This is a genomic window from Enterobacter chuandaensis (assembly GCF_039718975.1).
GTDB lineage: Bacteria > Pseudomonadota > Gammaproteobacteria > Enterobacterales > Enterobacteriaceae > Enterobacter > Enterobacter chuandaensis.
The window spans coordinates 4424938-4449760 of sequence record NZ_CP097173.1; the positions used below are offsets into that span (position 1 = coordinate 4424938).

The window sequence follows — 24823 nt, forward strand, 5'->3', positions numbered from 1 at the left end:
TAGCACACCTCACTCCGGCTGCGTGATTTCCACCGACCGTGATCAACGCAGCAATTTCTTAATGAGTAATTTGCATTTTATTAACATAAATTCCACACTCCGTCTCATCTGGTATGACCAGATCCACTTGCTGGATTCAGGAGACTGACATGCTTTACAAAGGCGACACCCTGTACCTCAACTGGCTGGAAGATGGCATAGCCGAACTGGTGTTCGATGCCCCCGGCTCAGTGAATAAGCTTGATACCGCGACGGTGGCCAGTCTTGGCCAGGCGCTGGAAGTACTTGAAAAGCAATCTGAATTAAAAGGGCTGCTGCTGCGTTCGAACAAAGCGGCCTTTATTGTCGGTGCCGATATCACCGAATTCCTTTCGCTGTTCCTGGTGCCTGAAGAACAGCTGAGTCAGTGGCTGCACTTTGCCAACAGCGTCTTTAACCGTCTGGAAGATCTGCCTGTTCCAACGATCTCTGCCGTAAATGGTTACGCGCTGGGCGGCGGGTGTGAGTGTGTACTCGCGACCGACTACCGACTGGCGACGCCGGACCTGCGCATCGGCCTGCCGGAAACCAAGCTGGGCATCATGCCGGGCTTTGGCGGTTCCGTGCGTATGCCGCGCATGCTGGGCGCCGACAGCGCCCTGGAAATTATTGCCGCCGGTAAAGATGTCGGTGCAGAACAGGCGCAGAAAATCGGTCTGGTCGACGGCGTCGTGAAACCAGAGAAGCTGGTTGAAGGCGCACTCGCCATTCTGCGTCAGGCGATTAACGGCGACCTCGACTGGAAAGCCAAACGCCAGCCGAAGCTGGAGCCGTTAAAGCTTAGCAAGATTGAAGCTACCATGAGCTTCACCATCGCCAAAGGTATGGTGATGCAGACAGCGGGTAAACATTACCCGGCGCCAATCACGGCGGTGAAAACTATTGAAGCGGCAGCCCGTTTTGGCCGCGACGAAGCACTGAAGCTGGAAAACCAGAGCTTTGTTCCGCTGGCGCACACCAATGAAGCCCGCGCGCTGGTTGGTATCTTCCTCAACGATCAGTTCGTGAAGGGCAAAGCCAAACAGCTGACCAAAAACGTTGAGACGCCAAAACACGCGGCGGTACTCGGCGCCGGCATTATGGGTGGCGGCATCGCTTACCAGTCAGCCTGGAAAGGCGTGCCGGTAGTGATGAAAGACATCAACGAGAAGTCCCTGACGCTGGGCATGACCGAAGCCGCCAAGCTGCTGAATAAACAGCTGGAACGCGGAAAAATTGACGGGCTGAAGCTCGCAGGCGTGATCTCCACCATCCAGCCTGTGCTGGAGTATAGCGGTTTCGACCGTGTGGATGTGGTCGTTGAAGCGGTCGTTGAGAACCCGAAAGTTAAAAAAGCAGTGCTGACGGAAACGGAAGACAAGGTACGTCCTGAGACCGTGCTGGCCTCAAACACCTCCACCATCCCCATCAGCGAACTGGCGAGCGTGCTGAAGCGCCCGGAAAACTTCTGCGGGATGCACTTCTTCAACCCGGTACACCGTATGCCGCTGGTCGAAGTGATCCGTGGGGAAAAAACCTCTGACGAAACCATTGCTAAAGTGGTGGCGTGGGCAAGCAAGATGGGCAAAACGCCGATCGTGGTCAACGACTGCCCGGGCTTCTTCGTTAACCGCGTGCTGTTCCCTTACTTCGCCGGTTTCAGCCAGCTGCTGCGCGACGGTGCGGACTTCCGCAAAATCGACAAAGTGATGGAAAAACAGTTCGGCTGGCCGATGGGCCCGGCGTATCTGCTGGACGTGGTCGGCATTGATACCGCCCACCACGCGCAGGCCGTCATGGCGGCGGGCTTCCCGCAGCGCATGCAGAAAGATTATCGCGACGCGATTGACGCCCTCTTTGACGCCAACCGCTTTGGTCAGAAAAACGGCCTGGGCTTCTGGCGTTATAAAGAAGACAGCAAAGGCAAGCCGAAGAAAGAGGAAGATCCGGCAGTGGATGGCCTGCTGGCCGACGTATGCCCGCCAAAACGCGACTTCACCGACGACGAAATTATCGCCCGGATGATGATTCCGATGATCAACGAAGTGGTGCGTTGCCTGGAAGAAGGCATCATCGCCAGCCCGGCAGAAGCCGACATGGCGCTGGTATACGGCCTGGGCTTCCCTCCGTTCCACGGCGGCGCGTTCCGCTGGCTGGACACGCTCGGCAGTGCCCGCTATCTCGATATGGCGCAGCAGTACCAACACCTCGGCCCGCTGTATGAGGTGCCGGAAGGCCTGCGTAATAAAGCGCGCCATAACGAACCCTACTATCCAGCAGTTGAGCCAGCCCGTCCGGTTGGCGCGCTGAAAACGGCTTAAGGAGTCACAATGGAAAAGGTTGTCATTGTTGATGCGATTCGCACCCCGATGGGCCGTTCAAAAGGCGGCGCGTTCCGTAACGTGCGTGCGGAAGACCTCTCCGCGCACCTGATGCGTAGCCTGCTGGCGCGCAACCCGGCGCTGGATCCGGCAGCGCTGGACGATATCTACTGGGGCTGCGTACAGCAAACGCTGGAGCAGGGCTTCAACATCGCCCGCAACGCGTCGCTGCTGGCGGAGATCCCACATTCGGTTCCGGCTGTCACCGTGAACCGCCTGTGCGGTTCGTCGATGCAGGCCCTGCACGACGCGGCGCGCATGATCATGACCGGCGATGCGCAGGCCTGCCTGGTGGGCGGCGTTGAGCACATGGGCCACGTACCGATGAGCCACGGGGTCGATTTCCACCCGGGCATGAGCCGTAACGTGGCGAAAGCCGCGGGGATGATGGGCCTGACCGCCGAGATGCTCTCTCGTCTTCATGGCATCAGCCGTGAAATGCAGGATGCCTTTGCCGCGCGCTCTCACGCCCGCGCCTGGGCCGCCACGCAGTCCGGTGCCTTTAAGAATGAGATCATCCCGACCGGGGGCCACGACGCAGACGGCGTACTGAAGCAGTTCAGCTACGACGAAGTCATTCGCCCGGAAACGACGGTCGAAGCGCTTTCTACCCTGCGTCCTGCGTTTGATCCGGTCACCGGTACGGTAACGGCGGGGACGTCGTCGGCGCTGTCCGACGGTGCCGCCGCGATGCTGGTGATGAGCGAAAGCCGCGCCCGCGAGCTGGGCTTAACTCCTCGCGCTCGGGTACGTTCGATGGCGGTGGTGGGCTGCGATCCTTCAATCATGGGCTACGGCCCGGTTCCGGCCTCGAAGCTGGCGCTGAAAAAAGCGGGTTTAACCGCCAGCGATATCGACCTGTTTGAGATGAACGAAGCCTTCGCCGCGCAGATCCTGCCGTGCATTAAAGATCTGGGTCTAATGGAGCAGATCGACGAGAAAATTAACCTCAACGGCGGCGCGATCGCCCTCGGCCACCCGCTGGGCTGTTCCGGGGCGCGTATCAGCACGACGCTGATTAACCTGATGGAACGCAAAGATGCCCAGTTTGGTCTGGCAACGATGTGTATCGGGCTGGGTCAGGGTATCGCGACGGTGTTTGAGAGAGTGTAAGTAAGGAAAAGTATCTCAAAGCCAGTGACGCCAGAACAAGGCGTCATTGGCGAAGAGAGACAGTTTAGTTGCCGTTCTTCCCGCCTGTCAGGGGCGGGCTTTTTATTTAGATAAACGCAAACGCATCGCCAAACAGGCGATCTTCACGCGCATCGCGTTCGTTACAGAACAGGTCGCGGGCAATTTTCGCCATCTCGAAACGGCCTGCAATGTAGATATCATGTCCCGCCAGCGTACCGTGATCCTGCAGCACCGCCGTCAGCACCGTCCCGCTACGCCCTCGCCAGCCCTCTTCCGGCTGCTCAACCACTGGCTCAATGCGCAGGTTAGGATGGTTAACGCTCAGCGCTTCGAGTTCAGACAGGTCGTACAGGTGCTTCTCTTCGCGGCCGCCCCAGTAGATGGTGATGTCACGGTCTGGATTACGCGCCAGCGCGGTCAGCAGGATAGAGCGTACATAGGAGAAGCCCGTACCGCCCGCGATCAGAATCAACGGACGATCTTCGTCATCACGCAACCACGCGTCGCCGTGGGGAATGTCGACCACAATCTCACGCTCTTTCAGGATGCGGTCCATAACGGCCATCGCGTACAGGTTAAGCTCAGACGCACCAATATGCAGCTCAATAAATTCCTGCTCTGCTGGCGTAGAGGCCATAGAGAAAGGACGCTTATCACGCTCATCCATCACCACCATCAGGTACTGACCGGCACGGAATGAGAATGCCGCTTCAGGAACCAAACGGACGCGATATACGGTGTCGGTAATAGCATCTACCGACGTCACTTTACAGCTTAAGGTTGTCATTCGCTCTCTCTGTCGGGAAGTCTATAGGGCTTAACGGTCAGCTCAGGGTTTACCGTTATTCATTATGGCCAGTTCGTCCCAGATCGCGTCAATTCGCGCGGTCACAGCAGGATCTTTTTTGATCGGGCGACCCCATTCACGGTCGGTTTCGCCAGGCCATTTATTTGTGGCATCCAGTCCCATCTTTGAGCCAAGACCGGAAACCGGCGAGGCAAAATCCAGATAATCTATCGGCGTATTTTCGACTAACACCGTATCACGCGCAGGATCCATTCGCGTGGTAATCGCCCAGATAACGTCATTCCAGTCGCGGGCGTTAACGTCATCATCGCAGACAATAACAAATTTGGTATACATAAACTGGCGCAGGAAAGACCAAACGCCCATCATCACGCGTTTAGCATGACCAGGATACTGCTTCTTCATCGTGACCACCGCCATGCGATACGAGCATCCTTCAGGCGGCAGATAGAAATCCACGATTTCCGGGAACTGCTTTTGCAGGATCGGCACAAACACTTCGTTCAGCGCCACGCCCAGCACCGCCGGTTCATCCGGTGGGCGGCCAGTATAGGTGGAGTGATAAATCGCATCTTCACGCTGGGTAATGTGCGTGACGGTAAACACCGGGAAGTTATCCACTTCGTTGTAATACCCGGTGTGGTCGCCGTAAGGGCCTTCTGGCGCCATTTCACCCTGCTCAATGTAACCTTCCAGCACAATTTCGGCACTGGCCGGTACTTCGAGATCGTTAGAGATACACTTCACGACCTCGGTTTTGGTCCCGCGCAGCAGGCCAGCAAACGCATATTCAGAGAGCGTATCCGGGACGGGCGTGACCGCCCCCAGAATGGTGGCCGGATCGGCACCTAAGGCGACAGACACCGGGAAACGTTCACCCGGATGGGCAGCACACCACTCCTGGAAATCCAGCGCGCCGCCGCGGTGCGACAGCCAGCGCATAATGAGCTTATTCTTGCCAATCAGCTGCTGGCGATAAATACCGAGGTTTTGCCGCTCTTTATGCGGCCCACGCGTCACGGTGAGGCCCCAGGTGATCAGCGGCGCAGCATCTTCAGGCCAGCACTGCATGATCGGTATTTTGGTCAGATCCACCGCATCGCCTTCCAGCACTTTCTGCTGGCACGGCGCGCCGCGCAGGCGTTTGGTGGGCATGTTCAGCACCTGCTTAAACTGCGGCAGTTTGTCGAACAGATCTCGGAAGCCTTTCGGTGGCTCCGGCTCTTTCAGAAATGCCAGCAGCTTGCCCACTTCACGCAGCGCGGTAACGTCTTCCTGCCCCATTCCCAGCGCGACACGGCGCGGAGTGCCAAACAGGTTGCACAGCACCGGCATGGAGTAACCTTTGGGATTTTCAAACAGTAATGCGGGGCCACCGGCACGCAGGGTGCGGTCAGCAATTTCTGTCATTTCCAGATAAGGATCAACAGGAAGTGTAATGCGTTTCAGTTCACCCTGCTGTTCCAGCAGCGTCAGGAAGTCGCGGAGATCGTGGTATTTCATGCAGTTAGTCATGGCCTCTCTGTAAGCGCTTCATTATACGGCGTAAGCCTGCTCGATGCTGTAATTTTGTTAAATTAGCGTGAACTTATCCGCTGCGATCGAATTTCCCACATTATAATCAACTTAGCGATCCCTCCAGGGTTTTGATATGCTTGCGCCCCGAACTAAGGGAAAGAGTGATTATGCAGGCCTGGTATTTACTGTATTGCAAACGCGGGCAACTTCAGCGCGCGCAGGAACATCTTGAACGTCAGTCTGTAAATTGTCTGACACCCGTGATCACGCTTGAAAAAATGCAGCGCGGGAAGCGCACAACCGTCAGTGAGCCTTTATTCCCGAACTATCTGTTCGTGGAGTTCGACCCTGAGGTGATCCACACCACCACCATCAGCGCAACGCGCGGCGTCAGCCACTTCGTGCGTTTTGGTGCCCACCCGGCAACCGTTCCGTCAACGGTTATCCATCAGCTGTCAATTTATCAGCAGCCTGAAGGGATAACCGACCCGGAAACCCCTTACGCGGGCGATAGCGTCGTCATTACGGAAGGGGCGTTCGAAGGCCTGCAGGCGATTTTCGCCGAGCCGGACGGTGAAGCGCGCTCCATGCTGTTGCTCAATCTGCTGAACAAGCAGGTGCTGCAGAGCGTGAAAAACACCGACTTCCGTAAAGTCTAAAAGTTAATCCCGAACAGGTTACGCACGTTGTCATCCGTCTGCGCGGAAAGCCAGTGCGGCTCCTCTCCGCGCCAGTGCGCTACGCGCTCAACAATGTGCCCCAGCCAGGCGGGCTCATTTCGCCGCGATGCCGGTTTGGGCTTTATATCTCGCGGCAGCAGGTATGGCGCATCAGTTTCAAGAAGCAAACGGTCTGCCGGAATTATCGGCAGCAGCTCGCAAAGCTCAAGCCCACGGCGCTCATCACACACCCAACCGGTGATCCCCAGATACAAACCGCGGTTCAGGCAATCCAGCGCTTCCTGGCGCGACCCGGTAAAGCAGTGAAGCACTGCGCCGGGCAGTTTATCCAGCCACGGGTCCAGCAGAGCGAGAAAACGTTCATGCGCGTCGCGACAGTGCATAAAGACGGGCATTTCAAGCTCTGCCGCCAGCGCAAGCTGGGCAGTGAACGCCTTTTCCTGTTCTTCAGGCGTCGAGAAGTTGCGGTTGAAATCCAGCCCGCACTCACCAATAGCCACGACCTCTGCCGTTTTTGCCAGCGTGCACAAGGTTTCTGCGCTCTCCGCAGTCCACTGGCTGCTGTCATGAGGGTGGACGCCAGCGGTTGACCAGCAGCGATCGTAGCGTTGCGCCAGCAGCAGCGCCTGTTCACTCTCATGCAGGTTGGTTCCGGTCAGAAGCAGCCCTTTTACGCCAGCGTCAAAAGCACGCGCAACCACCTCATCACGATCTTTTGCAAACTGCGAACTGGTCAGGTTGAGTCCGATATCAAACATGCAATTCCCCATATAACAACCGCCCTGACGGGCGGTTGGTTTTACTCTTCAGTGGTCTTTTCGGACGCATCGTCTTCGTCGTCCAACCGGCGTCCTTTACCCACGTAGAAACGCGAGAAGAATACGCCAACTTCAAACAGGCAGTACATCGGTATTGCCAGCAGCGTTTGCGAGAAGACGTCCGGCGGCGTCAGCAGCATGCCAACCACAAAGGCGCCCACCAGAATATAGGGACGCTTCTTACGCAGGTCATCAGGGGTGGTTACCCCTACCCAGCAAAGCAGCACAATGGCCACCGGCACCTCGAATGCCACGCCGAACGCCATAAACAACGCCATCACAAAGCTGAGGTAGCTGGCGATGTCCGTCGATACCTGGACCCCTTCCGGCGCGGTATGCGTCAGGAAGCCGAAAGCCAGCGGGAAGACAACGAAATAGGCAAACGCCATGCCGATATAAAACAGCAGCGAACTGGAGACCAGCAGCGGGATCACCAGTTTACGTTCGTGCCTGTACAGTGCTGGCGCCACAAATGCCCATACCTGGTAAAGGATGACGGGTGCAGACGCAATCAACGACACCCAGAAGGTCAGCTTAATCGGGGTGAAGAACGGTGATGCAACGTCTGTTGCAATCATTGTTGCCCCCAGCGGCATCTGCTTGATCAGCGGCGCAGATACCACCTGATAGATATCGTTGGCGAAATAGACCAGGCACAGGAATATGAGGAACACCGCAATAATGCAGTTTAACAGGCGTTTACGCAGCTCAATAAGGTGCGCAATAAGCGGTTGAGTATCATCTACTGCCATGGTTACGCTTTATCACTCGACGAGGGGGATGATTCGGAAACGGGTGCGGCGGGCTTAACGTCAGCCGCTTTTGCCACTGGCTCTTCCGGCTGCACCTGTTTTTTCAGTTCAGGTTCCTGCGGCGTTTGTTCAGGCGCTGCGGCCTGGTGCTCCGCACTCGCTGGCGTCACGCCCTCGCGCTGCGCTTCGCTGTCCTTCACCACCGGGTTATGAATGGTGTTCGCTTCATCACTCGCTTTTTCAGGATCGTTAACGCTGTAAGAGCGCTTCATGGATTCCGCCGCTTCGCGCAGCTCATCCATTGAGGCTTTCAGTTCCGGCGTCAGGTTATCCATGCTCGCCTTCTCAACCTTTTTCAGGCTTTCCTGAAACTCCTGCAGCTTAAGCTCCTGTGCCAGCTCGTTCTGAACGGTCGAAGCCAGCGATCTCAGCGCGCGAACCCAGCCCACGACGGTTTTCACCGCCACGGGAAGACGCTGCGGCCCCAGCACGATCAGGCCAATCACAAAGACCAGCAGCAGCTCACTAAAACCAATGTCGAACACGGCTTACACCTGCTCTTTGTCGTGGCTTTTAGCGTCTTCCTTCCTGGCATCTTCTTGCTTGTCGGAGATGGATTTAGCAGTAAAGTCAGCATCCTGGCTGGTTTTATCCTGCTTATTCTCATCATCGCTCATTGCTTTCTTGAAGCCTTTGATAGATGCGCCCAGATCGGAACCAATAGAACCGAGCTTTTTGGTGCCAAACAGCAGCACGACGATGACGGCAATAATGACTAATTGCCAGATACTGATACCACCCATACATATTCCTCAGGGATAGATGATTAATTGGTCAGATCGCATTATACGTATGCAACCTGATGATAGCGACGCAAACTCAGCGCGTTTTTCTCCAGCCAGCGAGCCAGACGACAACCCCACCCGCCATCAGCCAGGCAGGCATCATTTGCCAGTCCGGACGGTTAATCAGCAGCAGCGTACCGCTCAGCAACAGCGTAGCCCCAATGCCAAAGAGGTAGCGTGACTGTCCCTGGCGCACACGGCTGGACTGAAGCTCGCGGGCGATTTTATCCATGCTGTGCTGAAGGTTCTTGCTCTGACGCAAACTGTCGTAAACCAGTTCAGGAATTTCAGGCATTTTTTCGATCCAAAACGGGCCTTTCTCTTTCAGCGAGCGCACCAGCGCGGGTAGGCCAACCTGATCCTTAATCCAGGATTCCAGGAAAGGTTTAGCCGTCTTCCACAAGTCTAACTGAGGATAGAGTTGTCGACCTACACCTTCAACGTAAAGTAATGTTTTCTGAAGTAAAACTAGCTGTGGCTGAACTTCCATATTAAAACGGCGGGCCGTATTAAACAGGTTTAACAGCACGTGGCCGAAAGAGATCTCTGCCAGCGGTTTTTCAAAAATCGGTTCGCAGACGGTACGGATAGCAAACTCAAACTCTTCGACGTTGGTGTCCGGCGGAACCCAGCCGGAATCCACATGCAGCTCGGCCACCTTACGGTAGTCGCGGTTGAAGAACGCGATGAAGTTCTCAGCCAGATAACGTTTATCTTCTTTGTTCAGCGAGCCCACAATCCCGCAGTCGATACCGATGTACTTCGGGTCCTCAGGATGCTCATAGCTCACGAAGATATTGCCCGGGTGCATGTCCGCATGGAAAAAGCTGTCGCGGAAAACCTGGGTAAAGAAGACCTGCACGCCACGTTCGGCCAGCAGCTTCATGTTCGTTCCCTGCTTCTCCAGGGCCACCACATCCGAAACCGGAATACCGTAGATGCGCTCCATCACCATCATGTTCTGGCTGCAGTAGTCAGAATAGACTTCGGGCACATAGAGCATCGGGCTGTTTTCAAAATTGCGGCGCAGCTGGATGGCGTTTGCCGATTCGCGCAGCAGATTAAGCTCATCAATCAGCGTCTTTTCATATTCCCGCACCACTTCCATTGGACGCAGTCGACGGCCGTCCGGCAGCAGACGCGGAACCCAGCGCGCCAGACGATATATTAGCTTCATGTCGGCTTTGATGATCGGCAGGATATCCGGGCGGATCACTTTAATCACCACCTCTTTGCCGTTCTCTTTCAGACGCGCAGTGTGCACCTGAGCGATAGAAGCCGACGCCAGCGGTTCTATTTCGAAATCATCAAACCAGGCTTCAACGGGAAGGTTACCCATCGCCTCTTCGATCTGTTTCTTCGCTCTCACCCCGTCAAACGGGGCGACACGATCCTGCAGCATCGCCAGTTCATCGGCAATGTGCGGCGGAAAGAGATCGCGGCGGGTTGAGAGCATTTGCCCGAACTTAATCCATACCGGGCCGAGCTCCTGCAGCGCCAGACGCAGGCGTTCACCCAGCGGCTGACCTTTATGGCGATTTGGCATCCAGAACAGCGTCCGCCGCCAGATCCTGAGCGGCAGCGTGATACGCATTTTGGGGATGAGCTCGTCGAGCCCGTAACTCAAAAAGGTGTGGATGATAAAATAGAGGCGCCGAATTTCACCAGGCGTCATTTGCCCTCCAGTTTTTCCAGCCGTTTGCTTAAGGCATCAACCGCACGTTCAACCGCGGCCGTTTCTTCCGCGAACCACGCCACTTCCAGTGGCCCGGGCGCCATACGCCACTCTTCGGTCAGCACTTCTGCGGCATAGCGCTGTTGGCGTTGCAGATTTTTGCGCAGGAACGCCGTACCGCCATGAATCACTTTCCCGATCCCTTCAGCGGCGATGTCGCCAATAAAGGGCGCAAGCAGCTCTGCCGGGTCAAACTCAGCCAGATCGCTGAGCGCAACGAAGTTCTGCACGACCTGAATATCGCCTTCCACTTCCAGCTCACCGCTGCGGATAAGCGCCGTCAGCTGCTGGCGATCGCGCAATTTCGGCAGCACGCTCATATGGGTGATGACCGAGCAATCCGCCTTGCCTTCCCACTCACCCAGAACGTCAAGCTGGCGTTCGCTGAAGACCAGCACGAGCGGCGTCGAGAACTCTTTTAACACAATGCGCAAAACCTTCCCGTTTAGCCGCTGACGTGCAGCTTTCAGCGCCGGAGCGCGATACAGGAAGGCATTCAGCACATTCTCGATGCCTGCGGTGACTAAGGGTTTAAAGGGCACGGGACACCTCCACTCAGAATTTGTAACCGCGATGCAGCGCGACGACACCCGCCGTCATGTTGAAGTATTCAACGTTCTCAAATTCCGCATCCTGCATCATGGCTTTTAAGGTGTCCTGATCCGGGTGCATGCGAATTGATTCCGCCAGATAGCGATAGCTTTCCGCGTCGTTTGCCACCAGTTCGCCAATACGCGGCAGCACGTGGAAGGAATAGGCGTCGTAGGCTTTGCTCAGTGGGTCGATAATCGGTTTAGAGAACTCGAGCACCAGCAGGCGTCCACCCGGCTTCAGCACGCGGTACATGGAGCGCAGCGCTTTGTCTTTGTCGGTCACGTTACGCAGGCCGAAAGAGATGGTGATACAGTCAAAGGTATTGTCCGGGAACGGCAGCGCTTCGGCGTTGGCCTGCACGTATTCCACGTTCCCCACCACGCCAATGTTACGCAGCTTTTCGCGCCCCATTTTCAGCATGGAATCATTAATATCAGCCAGTACAACGCGACCGGTTTCGCCCACCAGACGGGAGAATTTCGCCGTCAGATCGCCCGTACCGCCAGCCAAATCGAGAACCGTTTGTCCACGACGCACACCGCTGCAGTCGATGGTGAAGCGCTTCCACAAGCGATGAATGCCGAACGACATCAAGTCATTCATCACATCGTACTTCGCCGCCACGGAATGAAATACGTGGGCCACCATGTCAGCTTTCTGCGCTTTGGCAACAGTCTGAAAGCCAAAGTGCGTCGTGTCTTGTGAATCGTCAACCATCTCAGAGCCTGCTTATCAGTCAAATGTTCGTGAAGTGTAACAGATTGGGCGCAATTGCCCTACGATTCAACCACCGCGAAAGAAACGCGCTGGCTGTTCATCTGGCGATAATTCCGCCGCTAAATCGTTGTCCTGGCTGAGGGTATTTTGCTCATCCCCGCCCTCACGCAGTCGGAATTCTTCGTCCTGCGCTGTCGCCTGTTCGGCCAATTCCGGATTAATCTCGCGTTTAACCTCCACCCCCAGGCTGCGAAACGCTTCGGCCTGCGCCAGCAGGTTGCCACGCCCGGAGGCGAGCTTTTTCATCGCCTGACGGTAGTTATCCTGCGCACGTTCCAGGCTTTGTCCGACGGAGGACATGTCGTCCACGAAGAGACGCATTTTGTCGTACAGCTTGCTGGCGCGATCGGCAATTTGCTGCGCGTTGCGGCTCTGGTGCTCATAGCGCCACAGGTTCGCGATGGTGCGTAACGCCACCAGCAGCGTGGTGGGGCTGACCAGCATAATGTTATTTTTGAGCGCTTCGGTGATCAGTTCAGGCTGTCTGTCGAGTGCCAGCAAAAACGCGGGCTCGACCGGGATAAACATCAGGACATAGTCCAGCGAGCGCAGCCCCGGCAACTGCTGATAATCCTTTCTGCCCAGCAGACGAATATGGTTACGCACGGAGGCGATGTGTTCCTGCAGCGCCGATTCGCGCGTGTAGTCATCCTCGGCGTTGAAGTAGCGCTCATACGCCACCAGCGTCATTTTGGCGTCAATGACCACATCTTTGCCCTGCGGTAGACGCACGATCACATCCGGCTGCATTCGCGAGCGGGCGTCGTTTTCAATACTCACCTGCGTCTCGTATTCATACCCTTCCCGCAGGCCAGAAGCCTCAAGCACGCGGGTGAGCACCACTTCTCCCCAGTTGCCCTGGGTTTTGTTGTCCCCTTTCAGCGCGCGCGTCAGGTTGACCGCCTCCTGCGCCATCTGGGCATTCAACTGCTGGAGATTACGGATCTCATGCGCCAGCGTGTGCCGCTCGCGGGCTTCCTGACCAAAGCTGTCCTGCACCTGACGACGAAAGCCGTCCAGCTGTTCGCGTAGCGGCGTCAGCAGGCTGTTCAGGCTCTGGCGGTTCTGTTCGTCAACGCGGCGGTTGCTGTGCTCGAAAATACGGTTGGCGAGGTTCTCAAACTGTTCGCTAAGGCGCTGCTCGCTGTTGATCATCTGGCGGATTTTGTCTTCCGCATGCAGCTGGGTGGATTCAAGGCGGGTGGTCACTTCGCGGAGATCGGCCTCCAGCGAGGTATTGATATCACGCAGATTGCGCAGTTCATTATTGAGCAGTTCGCACTCGTCGCGCCAGTGGTCACTCAGCGCAAGCTGTTGTTTTGCTGCGCTGAGGTCAGCAACAATCTCTTCGCGCTCTGCCAGCTGCTCGGCTTTCTGCTGCGCGTGCTGGTAGCTGGAAATCAGCCAGCCTATCCCCACGCTTACCAGCGCAATCACCGCATAAACCAGGATTGAGATATCCACAATGCCCCCTGCATCCACGTATAACCCGCACAAAATAGAATTGTGCTGTATAAACGTCCAGTTTGAAAGGGTTTTCCTGCGAGGCGTTACGCAAAAAATAAAGGCCGAACGTGTCGGCCTTTTATCTCAGAGAGGAGAACTAGATCAGGCGGCGAGCCGCTTCCACCACGATTTTCACCGCGTGACTTTCGGTCTGCTTCATGGTTTCGGCGTTCGGGATCTCCTGCTGGGTGCGGTTGACGATAACGCCCGCCACCATACCGGCACGCAGACCCTGGCTTGCGCACATGGTCAGCAGCGTTGCGGATTCCATCTCGTAGTTCATCACGCCCATAGACTGCCACTCTTCCATTGAGCCTTTGAAGCGGCTCACCACGCGACCAGAGAAGGTGTCGTAACGCTCCTGGCCCGGGTAGAAGGTATCAGAAGAGGCAGTTACGCCTACGTGAGTGGTTGCGCCCACGGATTTCGCCGCTTCAACCAGCGCGGTGGTGCATTCGAAATCTGCCACTGCCGGGAATTCCATCGGCGCAAAATGCAGACTTGCGCCATCCAGACGCACGGATGCGGTCGTCACCAGCACGTCGCCGACGTTGATGTGCGGCTGAATCGCGCCGGTGGTACCGATACGCAGGAAAGTACGAATGCCCAGCTGCGCCAGCTCTTCCACGGCGATAGAGGTAGACGGGCCACCGATACCGGTAGAGCACACAATCACCGCTTTGCCATCCAGCTCTGCGCGCCAGGTGGTGAATTCACGATGGGCAGCCAGCTTGACCGGCTTATCCATCAGCGCGGCGATCTTTTCCACACGCTCTGGATCGCCAGGGACGATAGCGAGCGTAGCCCCTTGTAAATCGTTTTTAGTGAGGCCGAGATGAAAAACATCAGACTTAGACATAGGTGACTCCTCTGTGGGTCGGTTAGTCAGAAGAAGTAAAACGGTACTTTACAGAAGCGGTAAGCATAATTTCGTGACGCATCTCACCATGAATGAAAATGATTGCATTGAATTTCCACCAAAGAGTGATTCGCATCACATTAACAAGTTATATCGTCGGGTGCTGCACAAAAGATAGACCGTTTAAGGCACTGTGGGTTGTTAACCTGGTGTCTATATTTACCTTTGCGCTAACTCATTGGTACGGAGAATGCCATGACTGGAAAAACCGGATTTGCACCTGCTGCGGCTCCGCATGCTTCAACCATCGTCTCAACCTCAGAAGACGCCATTACTGCGGGCGAGACCTCCATCCCCTCGCAGGGGGAGAATATGCCTGCTTATCACGCGCGCCCCAGGTCGGCAGACGACCCGCTGCCCATCGTGATAGTGGTTCAGGAGATTTTCGGCGTTCACGAACATATCCGCGATATCTGCCGCCGCCTGGCACTTGAAGGATATCTGGCCGTTGCGCCAGAGCTCTACTTCCGTCAGGGCGATCCCAATGACTACAGTGATATCCCGACGCTGTTCAGTAACCTGGTGAGCAAAGTGCCAGATGCGCAGGTGCTGGCCGATCTCGACCACGTTGCCAGCTGGGCGGCGCGCAACGGCGGTGACCCGCACCGTCTGATGGTGACCGGCTTCTGCTGGGGCGGGCGCATTAGCTGGCTGTATGCCGCGCATAACCCGCAACTGAAAGCTGCTGTGGCCTGGTACGGCAAACTGGTGGGCGAAAAAACGCTGAATTCACCGAAGCAGCCTGTTGATATCGCAACGGATCTGAATGCGCCCGTATTAGGGCTGTATGGTGGTCAGGATACCGGCATCCCGCTTGATACCGTCGAGACCATGCGTCATGCGCTACGTGCGGCGAATGCAAAGGCGGAGATTGTGGTGTATCCGGATGCCGGGCACGCGTTTAACGCCGATTATCGCCCGAGCTATCACGCGGAATCCGCGAAAGATGGCTGGCAGAGAATGCTGGCGTGGTTTAGCCAGTACGGCGGGAAAAAAGCGTAAAAAAAAGCCCGGTGGCGGCTACGCCTTACCGGGCCAACGTTTCATCAAGCCTGACGTAAGTTCTGCGCCGCCTTCACCATGTTGGCGAGCGCCGCACGCGTCTCCGGCCAGCCGCGGGTTTTCAGCCCACAGTCCGGGTTCACCCACAAGCGTACCGCCGGAATGCGCTGGGCGGCTTTTTTCAGCAGCGCCTCAATCCATTCCACGCTCGGGACGTTCGGAGAGTGAATGTCATACACGCCCGGTCCGATTTCGTTCGGATAGTCGAACTCTTCGAACGACTCCAGCAGCTCCATGTCTGAACGCGAGGTCTCAATGGTGATGACGTCGGCATCCAGCGCAGCAATGGAATCCATGATGTCGTTAAATTCGCAGTAACACATGTGGGTGTGGATCTGGGTGTCGTCCTTCGCCACCGCGGCGTTGATGCGGAACGCTTCCACGCCCCACTGCAGATAAGCATCCCAGTCGCTGCGGCGCAGCGGCAAACCTTCGCGCAGCGCCGGTTCGTCAATCTGGATGATGCCAATGCCCGCCGCTTCCAGATCCGCCACTTCATCACGCAGCGCCAGGGCGATCTGTTTGGCGATGGTTTCACGGGTCACGTCTTCACGCGGGAACGACCAGCAGAGAATGGTCACCGGGCCGGTCAGCATCCCTTTCACAGGCTTATCCGTCAGGGACTGGGCGTACTTCGCCCATTCAACGGTGATCGGTTCTGGACGGCTGACGTCACCGATGACCACCGGCGGCTTCACGCAGCGGGAGCCGTAGCTCTGTACCCAGCCGTTCTGAGTAAAGACGAAGCCGTCCAGGTGTTCACCGAAGTATTCTACCATGTCGTTACGCTCGGCCTCGCCGTGCACCAGCACGTCCAGCCCCAGGCGTTCCTGCTCGATAATCGCCTGCTTGATGTGTTCCGCGATGCCGGTGCGGTAGTGATTCGCATCCAGATTGCCCTTTTTGAAGTCCAGGCGCAGGCCGCGGATCTCCGTCGTCTGCGGGAAGGAGCCGATCGTCGTGGTCGGCCATGCGGGAAGGTTGAAGCGGGCGCGCTGGGCTTCGGCGCGCACCTCATACGGGCTCTGGCGCTGGCTGTCCTGGGCGGTGATGGCCGCCAGACGTTTTTCTACCGCCGGGTTGTGCACGCGAGCCGAGTGACGACGCGCCTGAATCGGGGCGCTCCAGTCGGCAATCGCCGCCGTGTCGCCGCTGTTCAGGGCGTCGCGCAGCAGCGTCAGCTCTTCACATTTTTGCAGGGCGAAGGCAAACCAGCTTTTCACTTCAGGGTCGAGGCGGGTCTCCACGCTGAGATCGATCGGACTGTGCAGCAGGGAGCAGGAAGAAGCCACCCACAGTTCACGTTTGCCGACGATGTCCTTGATTTGTGCGTATTTCTCGGTCAGATCGGCACGCCAGACGTTACGACCGTTGACCAGACCAGCAGAAAGCAGCCAGTCTGCAGGCAGGCGCTTGTGCAGCAGCGCCACATCGTCCTTACCGTGAACCAGGTCAACGTGCAGGCCCTGAACCGGCAGCGCGATAATGGTCTTCAGGTTCGGCGTCACGCCTTCAAAATAGGTGGTCAGCAGTAGCTTCACCTGACCGGTAAGCGCGTCATACGCCAGTTTAAAGGCATCGAGCCACTCCTGCGGCAGCTCCAGCACCAGCGCGGGTTCGTCGATTTGTACCCACTGAATGCCGCGCTTGCCCAGCTCAATCAGCACCTGTTTGTAGACCGGCAGAATATCGTTCAGCAGGCTGAGGCGGTCAAACTGCTCGCCCTTCACTTTACCCAGCCACAGGTAGGTTACCGGCCCCAGCAAGACGGGCTTCACCTGGTGGCCCAGCGCCAGCGCTTCATCCACTTCGTCCAGAAGCTGCGTCCAGGTCAGCTTAAACTGCTGACCTTTCACGAACTCCGGCACCATATAGTGATAGTTGGTGTTAAACCACTTGGTCATTTCCGCCGCTGCCGCTGGCTCACCCGTTGGCGCACGGCCACGGCCGATGCGGAACAGGGTATCGATATCTACCGATCCATCTTTGTTCTGATGACGAGCCGGCACGTTGCCCAGCAGCAGGCTGGTCGTCAGAACATGGTCGTACCAGGCGAAATCGCCCACCGGCAGCAGGTCAATGCCCGCCTGCTTTTGCTGATCCCAGTGACGGGCACGCAGCTCGCGCCCCACCGCCAGCAGTTCTTCACGGGTGGCGTTGCCTGCCCAGTAGCTTTCTTGCGCTTTTTTCAGCTCGCGACGCAGACCAACGCGAGGAAAACCGAGAGTGTGATTGCGGATTGTCATGGTATGCCCCTTGTGAAATTCGTTATTTAGACGTCCAGATGTTTACACTTCTATAATTGGCAGGTACTGTATATTCCTCAAGCGCAAAATGTTCATGGCGAAGTGAAGGACTTTCATGATCGAGATTAAACACCTGAAAACGCTACAAGCGTTGCGGAACTGCGGTTCGCTCGCGGCGGCTGCGGCCACGCTGCACCAGACGCAGTCCGCCCTTTCTCACCAGTTCAGCGATCTGGAGCAACGCCTCGGCTTCCGTCTTTTTGTGCGCAAAAGCCAGCCTCTGCGCTTTACGCCGCAGGGGGAAATTCTGCTGCAGCTGGCGAATCAGGTACTGCCGCAGATCGCCAGCGCGCTGCAGTCCTGTAACGAGCCACAGCAGACGAAACTGCGCATCGCCATTGAGTGCCACAGCTGTATTCAGTGGCTGACCCCCGCGCTTGAGAACTTTCGTCAGAAGTGGCCGCAGGTGGAGATGGACTTCAAATCCGGCGTGACCTTTGACCCGCAGCCGTCGCTGCAGCAGGGCGAGCTGGATCTGGTGATGACCTCTGACATACTGCCGCGCAGCGGCCTGCACTATTCGCCGATGTTTGATTTTGAAGTGCGCCTGGTACTGGCGCCGGATCATCCTCTGGCTGCCAAAACGCGCATCACGCCGGAAGATCTGGCAACGGAAACGCTGCTGATTTACCCGGTCCAGCGCAGTCGCCTGGATATCTGGCGTCACTTCCTGCAACCAGCAGGCATTAGCCCGCAGCTGAAAAGCGTGGATAACACCCTGCTGTTGATTCAGATGGTGGCGGCCAGCATGGGTATTGCGGCGCTGCCGCACTGGGTGGTGGAGAGTTTTGAGCGTCAGGGACTGGTAGTCACCAAAACCCTGGGGGAAGGACTGTGGAGCCGGCTGTACGCCGCCGTGCGCGATGGCGAGCAGCGTCAGCCGGTTACGGAGGCGTTTATTCGCTCAGCGCGGAACCACGCGTGCGACCATCTTCCGTTTGTGCGGAGCGCGGAGCGACCCAGCGGCGATGGACCCACAGTGAAGCCAGGATCACCGCTCCCCCAATAAGGAAGCTCGGCCAGTGCGGCTGTTCCTGCCAGATGGCGAGGTTCACCAGCAGCCCCGCCGGTACGTGCACGTTGTTCATGATCCCCAGCGTCCCGGCGTCGACCTGGGTAGCGCCGTAGTTCCACATAAAGTAGCCCAGCCCCGACGCCACCACGCCCAGCCAGACCAGAACGCCCCACTGTACGGTGGTGGTCGGCAGCTTTTGCGGGTTGCCGAGCATAAACCACGCCGCCACCGCGACGATAGCCGCGCCCATGTAGAACCACGCAAACGCGTTATGTTGCGGCATCGGGCGGGTTTCCATCAGGCGCTTGTAGCCCACCATGCCGATGGCGAAACTGATGTTGGCAAGCTGGACGAACATCAGCCCGGTCCAGAAGTGATCGCTCACCTTGTCGTAGCGAATGATCGCCGCTCCCACAACCGCCAGCGCGGCGCTCAGCAGGTATCCCCAGCGCAGACGGCGCCTGCTGAGCAGATCGTAGATCAGCGTGATATAGAGCGGCGTCAGCACGGTGAACAGCAGAAATTCCGAGACGGACAGGTAGACGTAGGCCCGGAAGCTGAACAGGTACATGATGCCGAGCTGCATCGCTCCCACCAGCATATACAGCAGAATGGTTTTCAGCGATTGCCCGCGGGTGCGCAGGAACGGCAGGAATACCAGCGCCGCCAGCCCCACGCGCATCAGCACCGAAAAGTAGCTGTCGACCGAACCGGCAAGGTATTCGCCAATCAGGCTAAAGGAGAAGGCCCACAGGATAGTGGTGATAATGAGTAGCGCCACAATGCTTGTCTCTCAGAAAGAAGGAGAGGCATTGTAGCGAACTCTTCAGTTGACAACTGAGCAATAAATAATCGAATGAAGATTATTCAAGGAACAGTTTGCGCAGATACTTCGGTACCGCGTTGTCTGCGTTGGTGCCGATGACTTCCAGCTCCGGGTGCAGATCCTTCAGGCGCTGGTGGGCGTTTTCCATGATGCAGCCTTTGCCCGCCATGGAGAGCATTTCGGCGTCGTTCATGCCGTCGCCGAAGGCGATGCAGTCTTTCAGCTCAAAGCCCAGACGTTTTGCTACCGCTTCAAGCGCGTGACCTTTGGAGACGCCCCCCGCCATTACTTCCAGACAGGTCAGCGTGGAGAAGCTCACGTTCACGCGATCGCCCCAGCGGGCGTTAATCGCCTGCTCCAGCGGCAGCAGCTCTTCGTGGCTTTCACAGGTAAAGAACACCTTGCTGATCCCTTCTGGATCCAGCAAACCCGGCTCATACAGGGAGTAGTTGAATACCGCTTCCTTGAAGAAACGCATTTCATCCGGGCGGTGGCGGTTCATGAACCATTCGTCGTCGCGGTAAACGTTGGTGACGATATCTGGGTTGTTATGAACCACGCCGAACAGATCGGCGGCAATATCGCGATCCAGATTGTGGGTGAAGATCAGGTTGCCGTCCGTGTCGTGTACGCGAGCACCGTTGGAGGTGATCATGTACGATTTGATCTCCAGGTTATCGCGGATCTGCCCCACGTCCACGTGGTGGCGCCCGGTGGCGAACACAAAGTTCACGCCACGGGCAGTCAGGAGTTTTAAGGTCTCTTTCGCGTAAGGCGACAGGGTGTGGTCGGGGGAAAGCAGCGTGCCATCTAAATCAGATGCAACAACCTGATACATAGGGATTTCAACCTCTGGTGGAAAACAATAATCAATTATGCCTGTTGAAAAAATCAACAATGGCGTTGAGCGCGACTGAGCGCATAGCGTCCTTTTCAAAAAGGATCTCATGGTACGCACCGTTGATGACCAGCGGTTTACCCCCTTCACAAGGGTGACCGGCTGCAGCGCGCAGTTCACAATAGCGGTCATGCATGCGGTTATCCACCACACGCTCTTCCTCCGCCTGAATCAGAAGCGTCGGCGTGTCATCATCGCCTACGCCCGCCAGCACCTGCTCACCGGCATGAATACCTTCCCGCACCCAGTGCCAGGTGGGGCCGCCAACGCGCAAGCGCGGTTCATCGGCATAAAAGCGCAGGTTGCGGCGATAGCGCTGCCGACTGTGGGTCAGAACGTTGATGGCGAACGGCAATGCGCGCCAGCGTCCGGTTCCGATGGCATAGCCTTCACGAATGCGCTGATGGCCCTCAGCCCAGTCGAGAAGATGGCGCACCATCCAGTCGGGAAAACGAATGACAATACCGTACATCGGCGCGGTGAGCGCAATGGCGTCGCACTGGTGCTCATACCGCTGCAAAAACAGCGTCGAAATGGCGCCGCCCATGGAGTGCGCAAGGATATATCGCTTGCGCCAGGGGCCAGGCTGCACTTCCTGCTGCCAGAACGCGGCAAAATCGTCGACGTAATCGCTGAAGTTATCCACGTGCCCACGGTGCGTATCCGGCAGCATACGACCGGACAACCCCTGTCCACGGTGGTCGATGATCAGCACGTCGAACCCCATATGGACCAGGTCGTAGGCCAGTTCGGCATATTTGACGTAGCTTTCGATACGTCCGGGGCAGACGACAATCACCCGGTCATTTTTTACATTGCGGAAACGAACGAAGCGCACCGGGATGCCCCCGACGCCCGTAAACTCATCTTCCTCACGCTGCCGCCAGAAATCGGTCAGCGGCCCCATAGAGAAAGCAGCAAAAGCGTTTTCTCGTGTTTCCCAGTCCTTTTTCTGCTGAAACATTGGGTTTCCACTCACGTAATCCAGGGAATATCGTTTTTTTCGTCACTGGTCACAAAATGACGCAATAATAGCGTATTGTGGCATAAAAATAGACGGTTCGGGAGTTTCAAATGACCTTCGAGTGGTGGTTCGCCTACCTGCTGACATCCATAATCCTCAGCCTTTCACCCGGCTCGGGGGCTATTAACACCATGACCACCTCCATCAACCACGGCTACCGCGGTGCGGCGGCGTCGATTGCCGGTTTGCAGACCGGGCTGGGCATTCACATTGTGCTGGTCGGGATTGGTCTGGGGACGCTGTTCTCCCGCTCGGTGCTGGCCTTTGAGGTGCTGAAATGGGCCGGTGCGGCGTATCTGATTTGGCTGGGCATTCAGCAGTGGCGCGCGGCAGGCTCGATTGACCTGAATACGCTCTCCCGGACGCAAACGCGCGGTCACCTGTTTAAGCGCGCGGTGTTTGTGAACCTGACGAACCCGAAAAGCATTGTGTTCCTCGCCGCCCTGTTCCCGCAGTTTATCGTGCCGCATCAGCCCCAGGTAATGCAGTACGTGGTGCTGGGCGCGACCACCATTATTGTCGATATTATCGTGATGATTGGTTACGCGACGCTGGCGCAGCGGATAGCGGCGTGGATTAAAGGGCCTAAGCAGATGAAGGCCCTGAATAAAGTCTTTGGTTCGCTGTTTATGCTGGTGGGCGCGCTGCTTGCGTCAGCGCGTCATGCTTAGCGAGAGATGATGAGATGAATGCCGAAGCCGGCGAACAGCGCGCCGGCGAAGCCGTCGATCCACTTCGCGATGCGCTGGTAGCCGCGGCGCATCGCCGGTAAGGCAAACAGGCTGGCCACGATGGTAAACCAGGCGAAGGTCTCAACGACGATCAGCAGGAAGATCCCCCAGCGCGCGCCCGCGCCGACGCTGTCGCCCACAAACAGCGAGAATACGGAGCCGAAATAGATAATCGCTTTCGGGTTCGCCAGGTTGGTCAGCAGCCCTTTCACAAAGCTGCGGCCGCCCGTTGCCAGCTCCACCTTGGGCTCTTCCGTTTTTTTCTCTTCTTTCTTTAATGCCCCGCGCAGCATCTGGTAGCCCATCCAGCACAGGTACAGTCCGCCACCGACCATAATGATGTTATGCAGCCAGGCCATCTTCGCCAGGATCAGGTTCAGACCGAGCAGCGCGACCGCCGCCCAGACCATAACGCCCATGGTAATACCGAGCACGCCCATCATCGCCTCTTTGCGGGAGCGGCTGACGGCCGTTTGCGACACGAAGAAAAAGTCAGGGCCAGGGCTCATCAGCGCAACGATGTGCACTAATGCCACGGTGAGAAATAGCATTAACATAATTAGCTCGCGGGGAAATAATGTAGTGAGTCATCATCCTGGCACTTTTTTGGCCGGCTGACTACTCCTCGTCATCACCATCTGCGTGAGAGCGGATGAGCGCCATAAACTCTTTCCCGAAGCGCTCGAGCTTACGTGTTCCCACGCCGTTAACGCTGAGCATTTCGCTGGCGCTGAGCGGCATCTGCTCGGCCATCTCAATCAGCGTCGCGTCGTTGAACACCACGTACGGCGGGATGTTCTCTTCATCGGCAATGGCTTTACGCAGCTTGCGCAGTTTGGCAAACAGCTTGCGGTCGTAGTTACCGCCGTAGGATTTCTGCATCACCCGCGGCTTGAGGGCAATGACGCGCGGCACGGCGAGCTTGAGTTCAACGTCACCGCGCAGCACCGGACGCGCGGCCTCCGTAAGCTGAAGCGCGGAGTGCTGAGCAATATTCTGCGTGGCAAAGCCGAGGTGGATCAACTGGCGAATGATGCTGACCCAGTGCTCGTGACTCTGGTCTTTACCGATGCCGTAAACCGGCAGCTTGTCGTGGCCCATATCGCGGATACGCTGGTTATTCGCGCCGCGCAGCACTTCCACCACGTAGCCCATCCCAAAGCGCTGGTTCACGCGGTAAATGGTCGAGAGCGCTTTGCGCGCGTCCATCAGGCCATCGTATTGCTTCGGCGGATCGAGGCAGATATCGCAGTTGCCGCACGGCTCCTGTCGCCCTTCACCAAAGTAGTTGAGCAGCACCAGACGGCGGCAGGTTTGCGCTTCCGCGAAGGCACCCATCGCGTTGAGCTTGTGGCGTTCGATATCCTGCAGCTGTCCCTGCGGTTTCTCTTCCAGACAGCGGCGCAGCCACGCCATATCCGCCGGATCGTAAAACAGCATCGCCTCCGCCGGCAGGCCGTCACGCCCGGCGCGGCCGGTTTCCTGATAGTAGGATTCAATGTTGCGCGGGATGTCGAAATGCACCACAAAGCGCACGTTGGGCTTGTTGATGCCCATCCCGAACGCCACCGTCGCGACGACGATTTGCAGGTCGTCGCGCTGGAATTTCTCCTGCACGTCGGCGCGGATGTGGTTCTCCAGCCCGGCGTGATAGGCCGCGGCGCTAAAACCGCGATTTTGCAGACGCGCGGCGGTGTCTTCCACCTTCGCGCGGCTGTTGCAGTAGATGATGCCGGACTTGCCGCGCTGCTCCTGGACGTAGCGCAGGAGCTGGTCCAGTGGCTTGAACTTTTCCATCAGCATATAGCGGATGTTCGGCCGGTCGAAGCTGCTGACCTGAATATAGGGGTCGTTCAGCCCCAGCAGGCGAACGATATCCAGACGCGTGGTGTCGTCCGCCGTGGCGGTAAGCGCCATAAACGGCAGTTCGGGGAAGCGCTGACGCAGCTGGCCGAGGGCGGCGTATTCCGGGCGGAAATCGTGTCCCCACTGGGAGATACAGTGTGCTTCATCCACCGCCAGCAGGACCGGGTTCCAGTGCGCCAGGTGATCAAGGAAGTTATCCAGCATCAGGCGCTCGGGGGCGATATACAGCAGGCGGATCTGCCCGGTGCGGCACCCGGCCATCACCTCTTGCTGCTGCTCCCGGGTTTGCGTCGAGTTCAGGCAGGCCGCCGCCACGCCGTTGGCGAGCAGCTGATCCACCTGGTCTTTCATCAGAGAAATAAGGGGAGATACCACGACCGTCAGGCCGTTCAGCACCAGCGCGGGCACCTGATAGCAGAGAGATTTCCCGCCGCCGGTCGGCATCACTACCAGACAGTCCCGGCCTTCCAGCACGGTTTCAATGATGGTTTCCTGGCCGGGGCGGAACTGCTGGTAGCCAAAGGTTTCATGCAAAACCTGTTTAGCCAGCGACTCCTGATTCAATACTTCCGCCTGCGCCACGTTAACCCCATATGCCAGAAATGAAACA

The 24823-nt window shown here is 57.2% G+C and carries 23 protein-coding genes; 6 read left to right on the plus strand and 17 right to left on the minus strand.

What is annotated here, in order from left to right:
• Positions 1 to 149 precede the first annotated feature (149 nt).
• Together fadB and fadA are read left to right on the plus strand one after the other, a co-directional pair.
• Positions 150 to 2339, plus strand: a complete 2190-nt coding sequence (fadB, locus tag MX657_RS21260; protein ID WP_346806728.1) for a fatty acid oxidation complex subunit alpha FadB — start codon at positions 150 to 152, stop codon at positions 2337 to 2339.
• Between the two features lie 9 nt (positions 2340 to 2348).
• Positions 2349 to 3512 (plus strand): acetyl-CoA C-acyltransferase FadA, encoded by a 1164-nt coding sequence (gene fadA / locus MX657_RS21265; RefSeq protein WP_008501515.1) that lies wholly within the window; start codon positions 2349 to 2351, stop codon positions 3510 to 3512.
• Positions 3513 to 3618: 106 nt separating this feature from the next.
• On the opposite strand, the gene fre is transcribed toward fadA, so the two are convergent.
• Positions 3619 to 4320: an NAD(P)H-flavin reductase gene (fre, locus tag MX657_RS21270; RefSeq protein WP_028014772.1), complete on the minus strand. Its 702-nt coding sequence runs from the start codon at positions 4318 to 4320 to the stop codon at positions 3619 to 3621.
• A 42-nt stretch (positions 4321 to 4362) separates the two neighbouring features.
• On the minus strand, positions 4363 to 5856 hold the full coding sequence (ubiD, locus tag MX657_RS21275) for a 4-hydroxy-3-polyprenylbenzoate decarboxylase (protein ID WP_346806730.1): 1494 nt from the start codon (positions 5854 to 5856) through the stop codon (positions 4363 to 4365).
• Between the two features lie 170 nt (positions 5857 to 6026).
• On the opposite strand from ubiD, the gene rfaH reads away from it, so the two are divergent.
• Positions 6027 to 6518 carry a transcription/translation regulatory transformer protein RfaH gene (gene rfaH / locus MX657_RS21280; RefSeq protein ID WP_080330394.1) on the plus strand — a complete coding sequence of 164 codons (492 nt, stop codon included), beginning with the start codon at positions 6027 to 6029 and terminating at the stop codon, positions 6516 to 6518.
• On the opposite strand, the gene tatD is transcribed toward rfaH, so the two are convergent.
• From tatD to udp, 9 genes are all read right to left on the minus strand, one after another.
• A complete protein-coding gene (gene tatD / locus MX657_RS21285) occupies positions 6515 to 7297 on the minus strand; it encodes a 3'-5' ssDNA/RNA exonuclease TatD (protein WP_346806732.1) in 783 nt (260 codons plus the stop codon). The two genes, rfaH and tatD, sit on opposite strands and share 4 nt — an antisense overlap.
• A gap of 41 nt (positions 7298 to 7338) precedes the next feature.
• Entirely contained in the window at positions 7339 to 8109 is a 771-nt protein-coding gene (gene tatC, locus MX657_RS21290; RefSeq protein ID WP_080330392.1) for a Sec-independent protein translocase subunit TatC, read from the minus strand.
• Between the two features lie 2 nt (positions 8110 to 8111).
• A complete protein-coding gene (tatB, locus tag MX657_RS21295) occupies positions 8112 to 8654 on the minus strand; it encodes a Sec-independent protein translocase protein TatB (protein ID WP_080330391.1) in 543 nt (180 codons plus the stop codon).
• 3 nt (positions 8655 to 8657) lie between these two features.
• On the minus strand, positions 8658 to 8912 hold the full coding sequence (gene tatA, locus MX657_RS21300) for a Sec-independent protein translocase subunit TatA (RefSeq protein WP_080330390.1): 255 nt from the start codon (positions 8910 to 8912) through the stop codon (positions 8658 to 8660).
• A 76-nt stretch (positions 8913 to 8988) separates the two neighbouring features.
• Positions 8989 to 10629 (minus strand): ubiquinone biosynthesis regulatory protein kinase UbiB, encoded by a 1641-nt coding sequence (gene ubiB / locus MX657_RS21305; RefSeq protein WP_080330389.1) that lies wholly within the window; start codon positions 10627 to 10629, stop codon positions 8989 to 8991.
• Positions 10626 to 11231 (minus strand): ubiquinone biosynthesis protein UbiJ, encoded by a 606-nt coding sequence (gene ubiJ / locus MX657_RS21310; RefSeq protein ID WP_346806735.1) that lies wholly within the window; start codon positions 11229 to 11231, stop codon positions 10626 to 10628. The genes ubiB and ubiJ overlap by 4 nt, the downstream gene beginning before the upstream one ends.
• Before the next feature lie 13 nt (positions 11232 to 11244).
• On the minus strand, positions 11245 to 12000 hold the full coding sequence (ubiE, locus tag MX657_RS21315; protein WP_003860790.1) for a bifunctional demethylmenaquinone methyltransferase/2-methoxy-6-polyprenyl-1,4-benzoquinol methylase UbiE: 756 nt from the start codon (positions 11998 to 12000) through the stop codon (positions 11245 to 11247).
• 66 nt (positions 12001 to 12066) lie between these two features.
• A complete protein-coding gene (gene rmuC, locus MX657_RS21320) occupies positions 12067 to 13524 on the minus strand; it encodes a DNA recombination protein RmuC (protein WP_265195580.1) in 1458 nt (485 codons plus the stop codon).
• Positions 13525 to 13663: 139 nt separating this feature from the next.
• The gene (gene udp, locus MX657_RS21325) at positions 13664 to 14425 is read right to left on the minus strand and encodes a uridine phosphorylase (RefSeq protein ID WP_003860792.1); all 762 of its coding nucleotides are present in this window, start codon (positions 14423 to 14425) and stop codon (positions 13664 to 13666) included.
• A gap of 255 nt (positions 14426 to 14680) precedes the next feature.
• Between udp and MX657_RS21330 the strand changes: the two genes are divergently transcribed.
• Positions 14681 to 15487, plus strand: coding sequence for a dienelactone hydrolase family protein (locus MX657_RS21330; protein WP_346806739.1), 807 nt, complete (start codon positions 14681 to 14683; stop codon positions 15485 to 15487).
• 44 nt (positions 15488 to 15531) lie between these two features.
• Here the strand turns inward: MX657_RS21330 and metE are convergent, their stop codons facing one another.
• Positions 15532 to 17793: a 5-methyltetrahydropteroyltriglutamate--homocysteine S-methyltransferase gene (gene metE, locus MX657_RS21335; protein ID WP_346806741.1), complete on the minus strand. Its 2262-nt coding sequence runs from the start codon at positions 17791 to 17793 to the stop codon at positions 15532 to 15534.
• 115 nt (positions 17794 to 17908) lie between these two features.
• Between metE and metR the strand changes: the two genes are divergently transcribed.
• Entirely contained in the window at positions 17909 to 18862 is a 954-nt protein-coding gene (gene metR, locus MX657_RS21340) for an HTH-type transcriptional regulator MetR (RefSeq protein WP_080330385.1), read from the plus strand.
• On the opposite strand, the gene MX657_RS21345 is transcribed toward metR, so the two are convergent.
• From MX657_RS21345 to pldB, 3 genes are all read right to left on the minus strand, one after another.
• Positions 18750 to 19649, minus strand: coding sequence for a carboxylate/amino acid/amine transporter (locus MX657_RS21345; protein WP_346806743.1), 900 nt, complete (start codon positions 19647 to 19649; stop codon positions 18750 to 18752). The genes metR and MX657_RS21345 overlap by 113 nt on opposite strands.
• A gap of 82 nt (positions 19650 to 19731) precedes the next feature.
• Complete coding sequence (gene yigL / locus MX657_RS21350) at positions 19732 to 20532, minus strand: sugar/pyridoxal phosphate phosphatase YigL (protein WP_346806744.1); 801 nt, start codon at positions 20530 to 20532, stop codon at positions 19732 to 19734.
• A gap of 31 nt (positions 20533 to 20563) precedes the next feature.
• Positions 20564 to 21556, minus strand: a complete 993-nt coding sequence (gene pldB, locus MX657_RS21355) for a lysophospholipase L2 (protein WP_119917161.1) — start codon at positions 21554 to 21556, stop codon at positions 20564 to 20566.
• Between the two features lie 110 nt (positions 21557 to 21666).
• Between pldB and rhtB the strand changes: the two genes are divergently transcribed.
• Positions 21667 to 22287: a homoserine/homoserine lactone efflux protein gene (rhtB, locus tag MX657_RS21360; RefSeq protein ID WP_028014786.1), complete on the plus strand. Its 621-nt coding sequence runs from the start codon at positions 21667 to 21669 to the stop codon at positions 22285 to 22287.
• On the opposite strand, the gene rhtC is transcribed toward rhtB, so the two are convergent.
• Both rhtC and recQ read right to left on the minus strand, forming a co-directional pair.
• A complete protein-coding gene (gene rhtC, locus MX657_RS21365) occupies positions 22284 to 22904 on the minus strand; it encodes a threonine export protein RhtC (protein WP_109846480.1) in 621 nt (206 codons plus the stop codon). The two genes, rhtB and rhtC, sit on opposite strands and share 4 nt — an antisense overlap.
• Before the next feature lie 61 nt (positions 22905 to 22965).
• Complete coding sequence (gene recQ / locus MX657_RS21370; protein WP_047345452.1) at positions 22966 to 24795, minus strand: ATP-dependent DNA helicase RecQ; 1830 nt, start codon at positions 24793 to 24795, stop codon at positions 22966 to 22968.
• Positions 24796 to 24823: the final 28 nt, after the last annotated feature.

What these genes read in the sequence shown, in the direction of transcription:
- fadB (WP_346806728.1), top strand. Translation starts at nt 150, where the DNA reads ATGCTTTACAAAGGCGACACCCTGTACCTCAACTGGCTGGAAGATGGC.
- fadA (WP_008501515.1), top strand. Translation starts at nt 2,349, where the DNA reads ATGGAAAAGGTTGTCATTGTTGATGCGATTCGCACCCCGATGGGCCGT.
- fre (WP_028014772.1), bottom strand. Translation starts at nt 4,320, where the DNA reads ATGACAACCTTAAGCTGTAAAGTGACGTCGGTAGATGCTATTACCGAC.
- ubiD (WP_346806730.1), bottom strand. Translation starts at nt 5,856, where the DNA reads ATGACTAACTGCATGAAATACCACGATCTCCGCGACTTCCTGACGCTG.
- rfaH (WP_080330394.1), top strand. Translation starts at nt 6,027, where the DNA reads ATGCAGGCCTGGTATTTACTGTATTGCAAACGCGGGCAACTTCAGCGC.
- tatD (WP_346806732.1), bottom strand. Translation starts at nt 7,297, where the DNA reads ATGTTTGATATCGGACTCAACCTGACCAGTTCGCAGTTTGCAAAAGAT.
- tatC (WP_080330392.1), bottom strand. Translation starts at nt 8,109, where the DNA reads ATGGCAGTAGATGATACTCAACCGCTTATTGCGCACCTTATTGAGCTG.
- tatA (WP_080330390.1), bottom strand. Translation starts at nt 8,912, where the DNA reads ATGGGTGGTATCAGTATCTGGCAATTAGTCATTATTGCCGTCATCGTC.
- ubiB (WP_080330389.1), bottom strand. Translation starts at nt 10,629, where the DNA reads ATGACGCCTGGTGAAATTCGGCGCCTCTATTTTATCATCCACACCTTT.
- ubiE (WP_003860790.1), bottom strand. Translation starts at nt 12,000, where the DNA reads ATGGTTGACGATTCACAAGACACGACGCACTTTGGCTTTCAGACTGTT.
- udp (WP_003860792.1), bottom strand. Translation starts at nt 14,425, where the DNA reads ATGTCTAAGTCTGATGTTTTTCATCTCGGCCTCACTAAAAACGATTTA.
- MX657_RS21330 (WP_346806739.1), top strand. Translation starts at nt 14,681, where the DNA reads ATGACTGGAAAAACCGGATTTGCACCTGCTGCGGCTCCGCATGCTTCA.
- metE (WP_346806741.1), bottom strand. Translation starts at nt 17,793, where the DNA reads ATGACAATCCGCAATCACACTCTCGGTTTTCCTCGCGTTGGTCTGCGT.
- metR (WP_080330385.1), top strand. Translation starts at nt 17,909, where the DNA reads ATGATCGAGATTAAACACCTGAAAACGCTACAAGCGTTGCGGAACTGC.
- yigL (WP_346806744.1), bottom strand. Translation starts at nt 20,532, where the DNA reads ATGTATCAGGTTGTTGCATCTGATTTAGATGGCACGCTGCTTTCCCCC.
- pldB (WP_119917161.1), bottom strand. Translation starts at nt 21,556, where the DNA reads ATGTTTCAGCAGAAAAAGGACTGGGAAACACGAGAAAACGCTTTTGCT.
- rhtB (WP_028014786.1), top strand. Translation starts at nt 21,667, where the DNA reads ATGACCTTCGAGTGGTGGTTCGCCTACCTGCTGACATCCATAATCCTC.
- rhtC (WP_109846480.1), bottom strand. Translation starts at nt 22,904, where the DNA reads ATGTTAATGCTATTTCTCACCGTGGCATTAGTGCACATCGTTGCGCTG.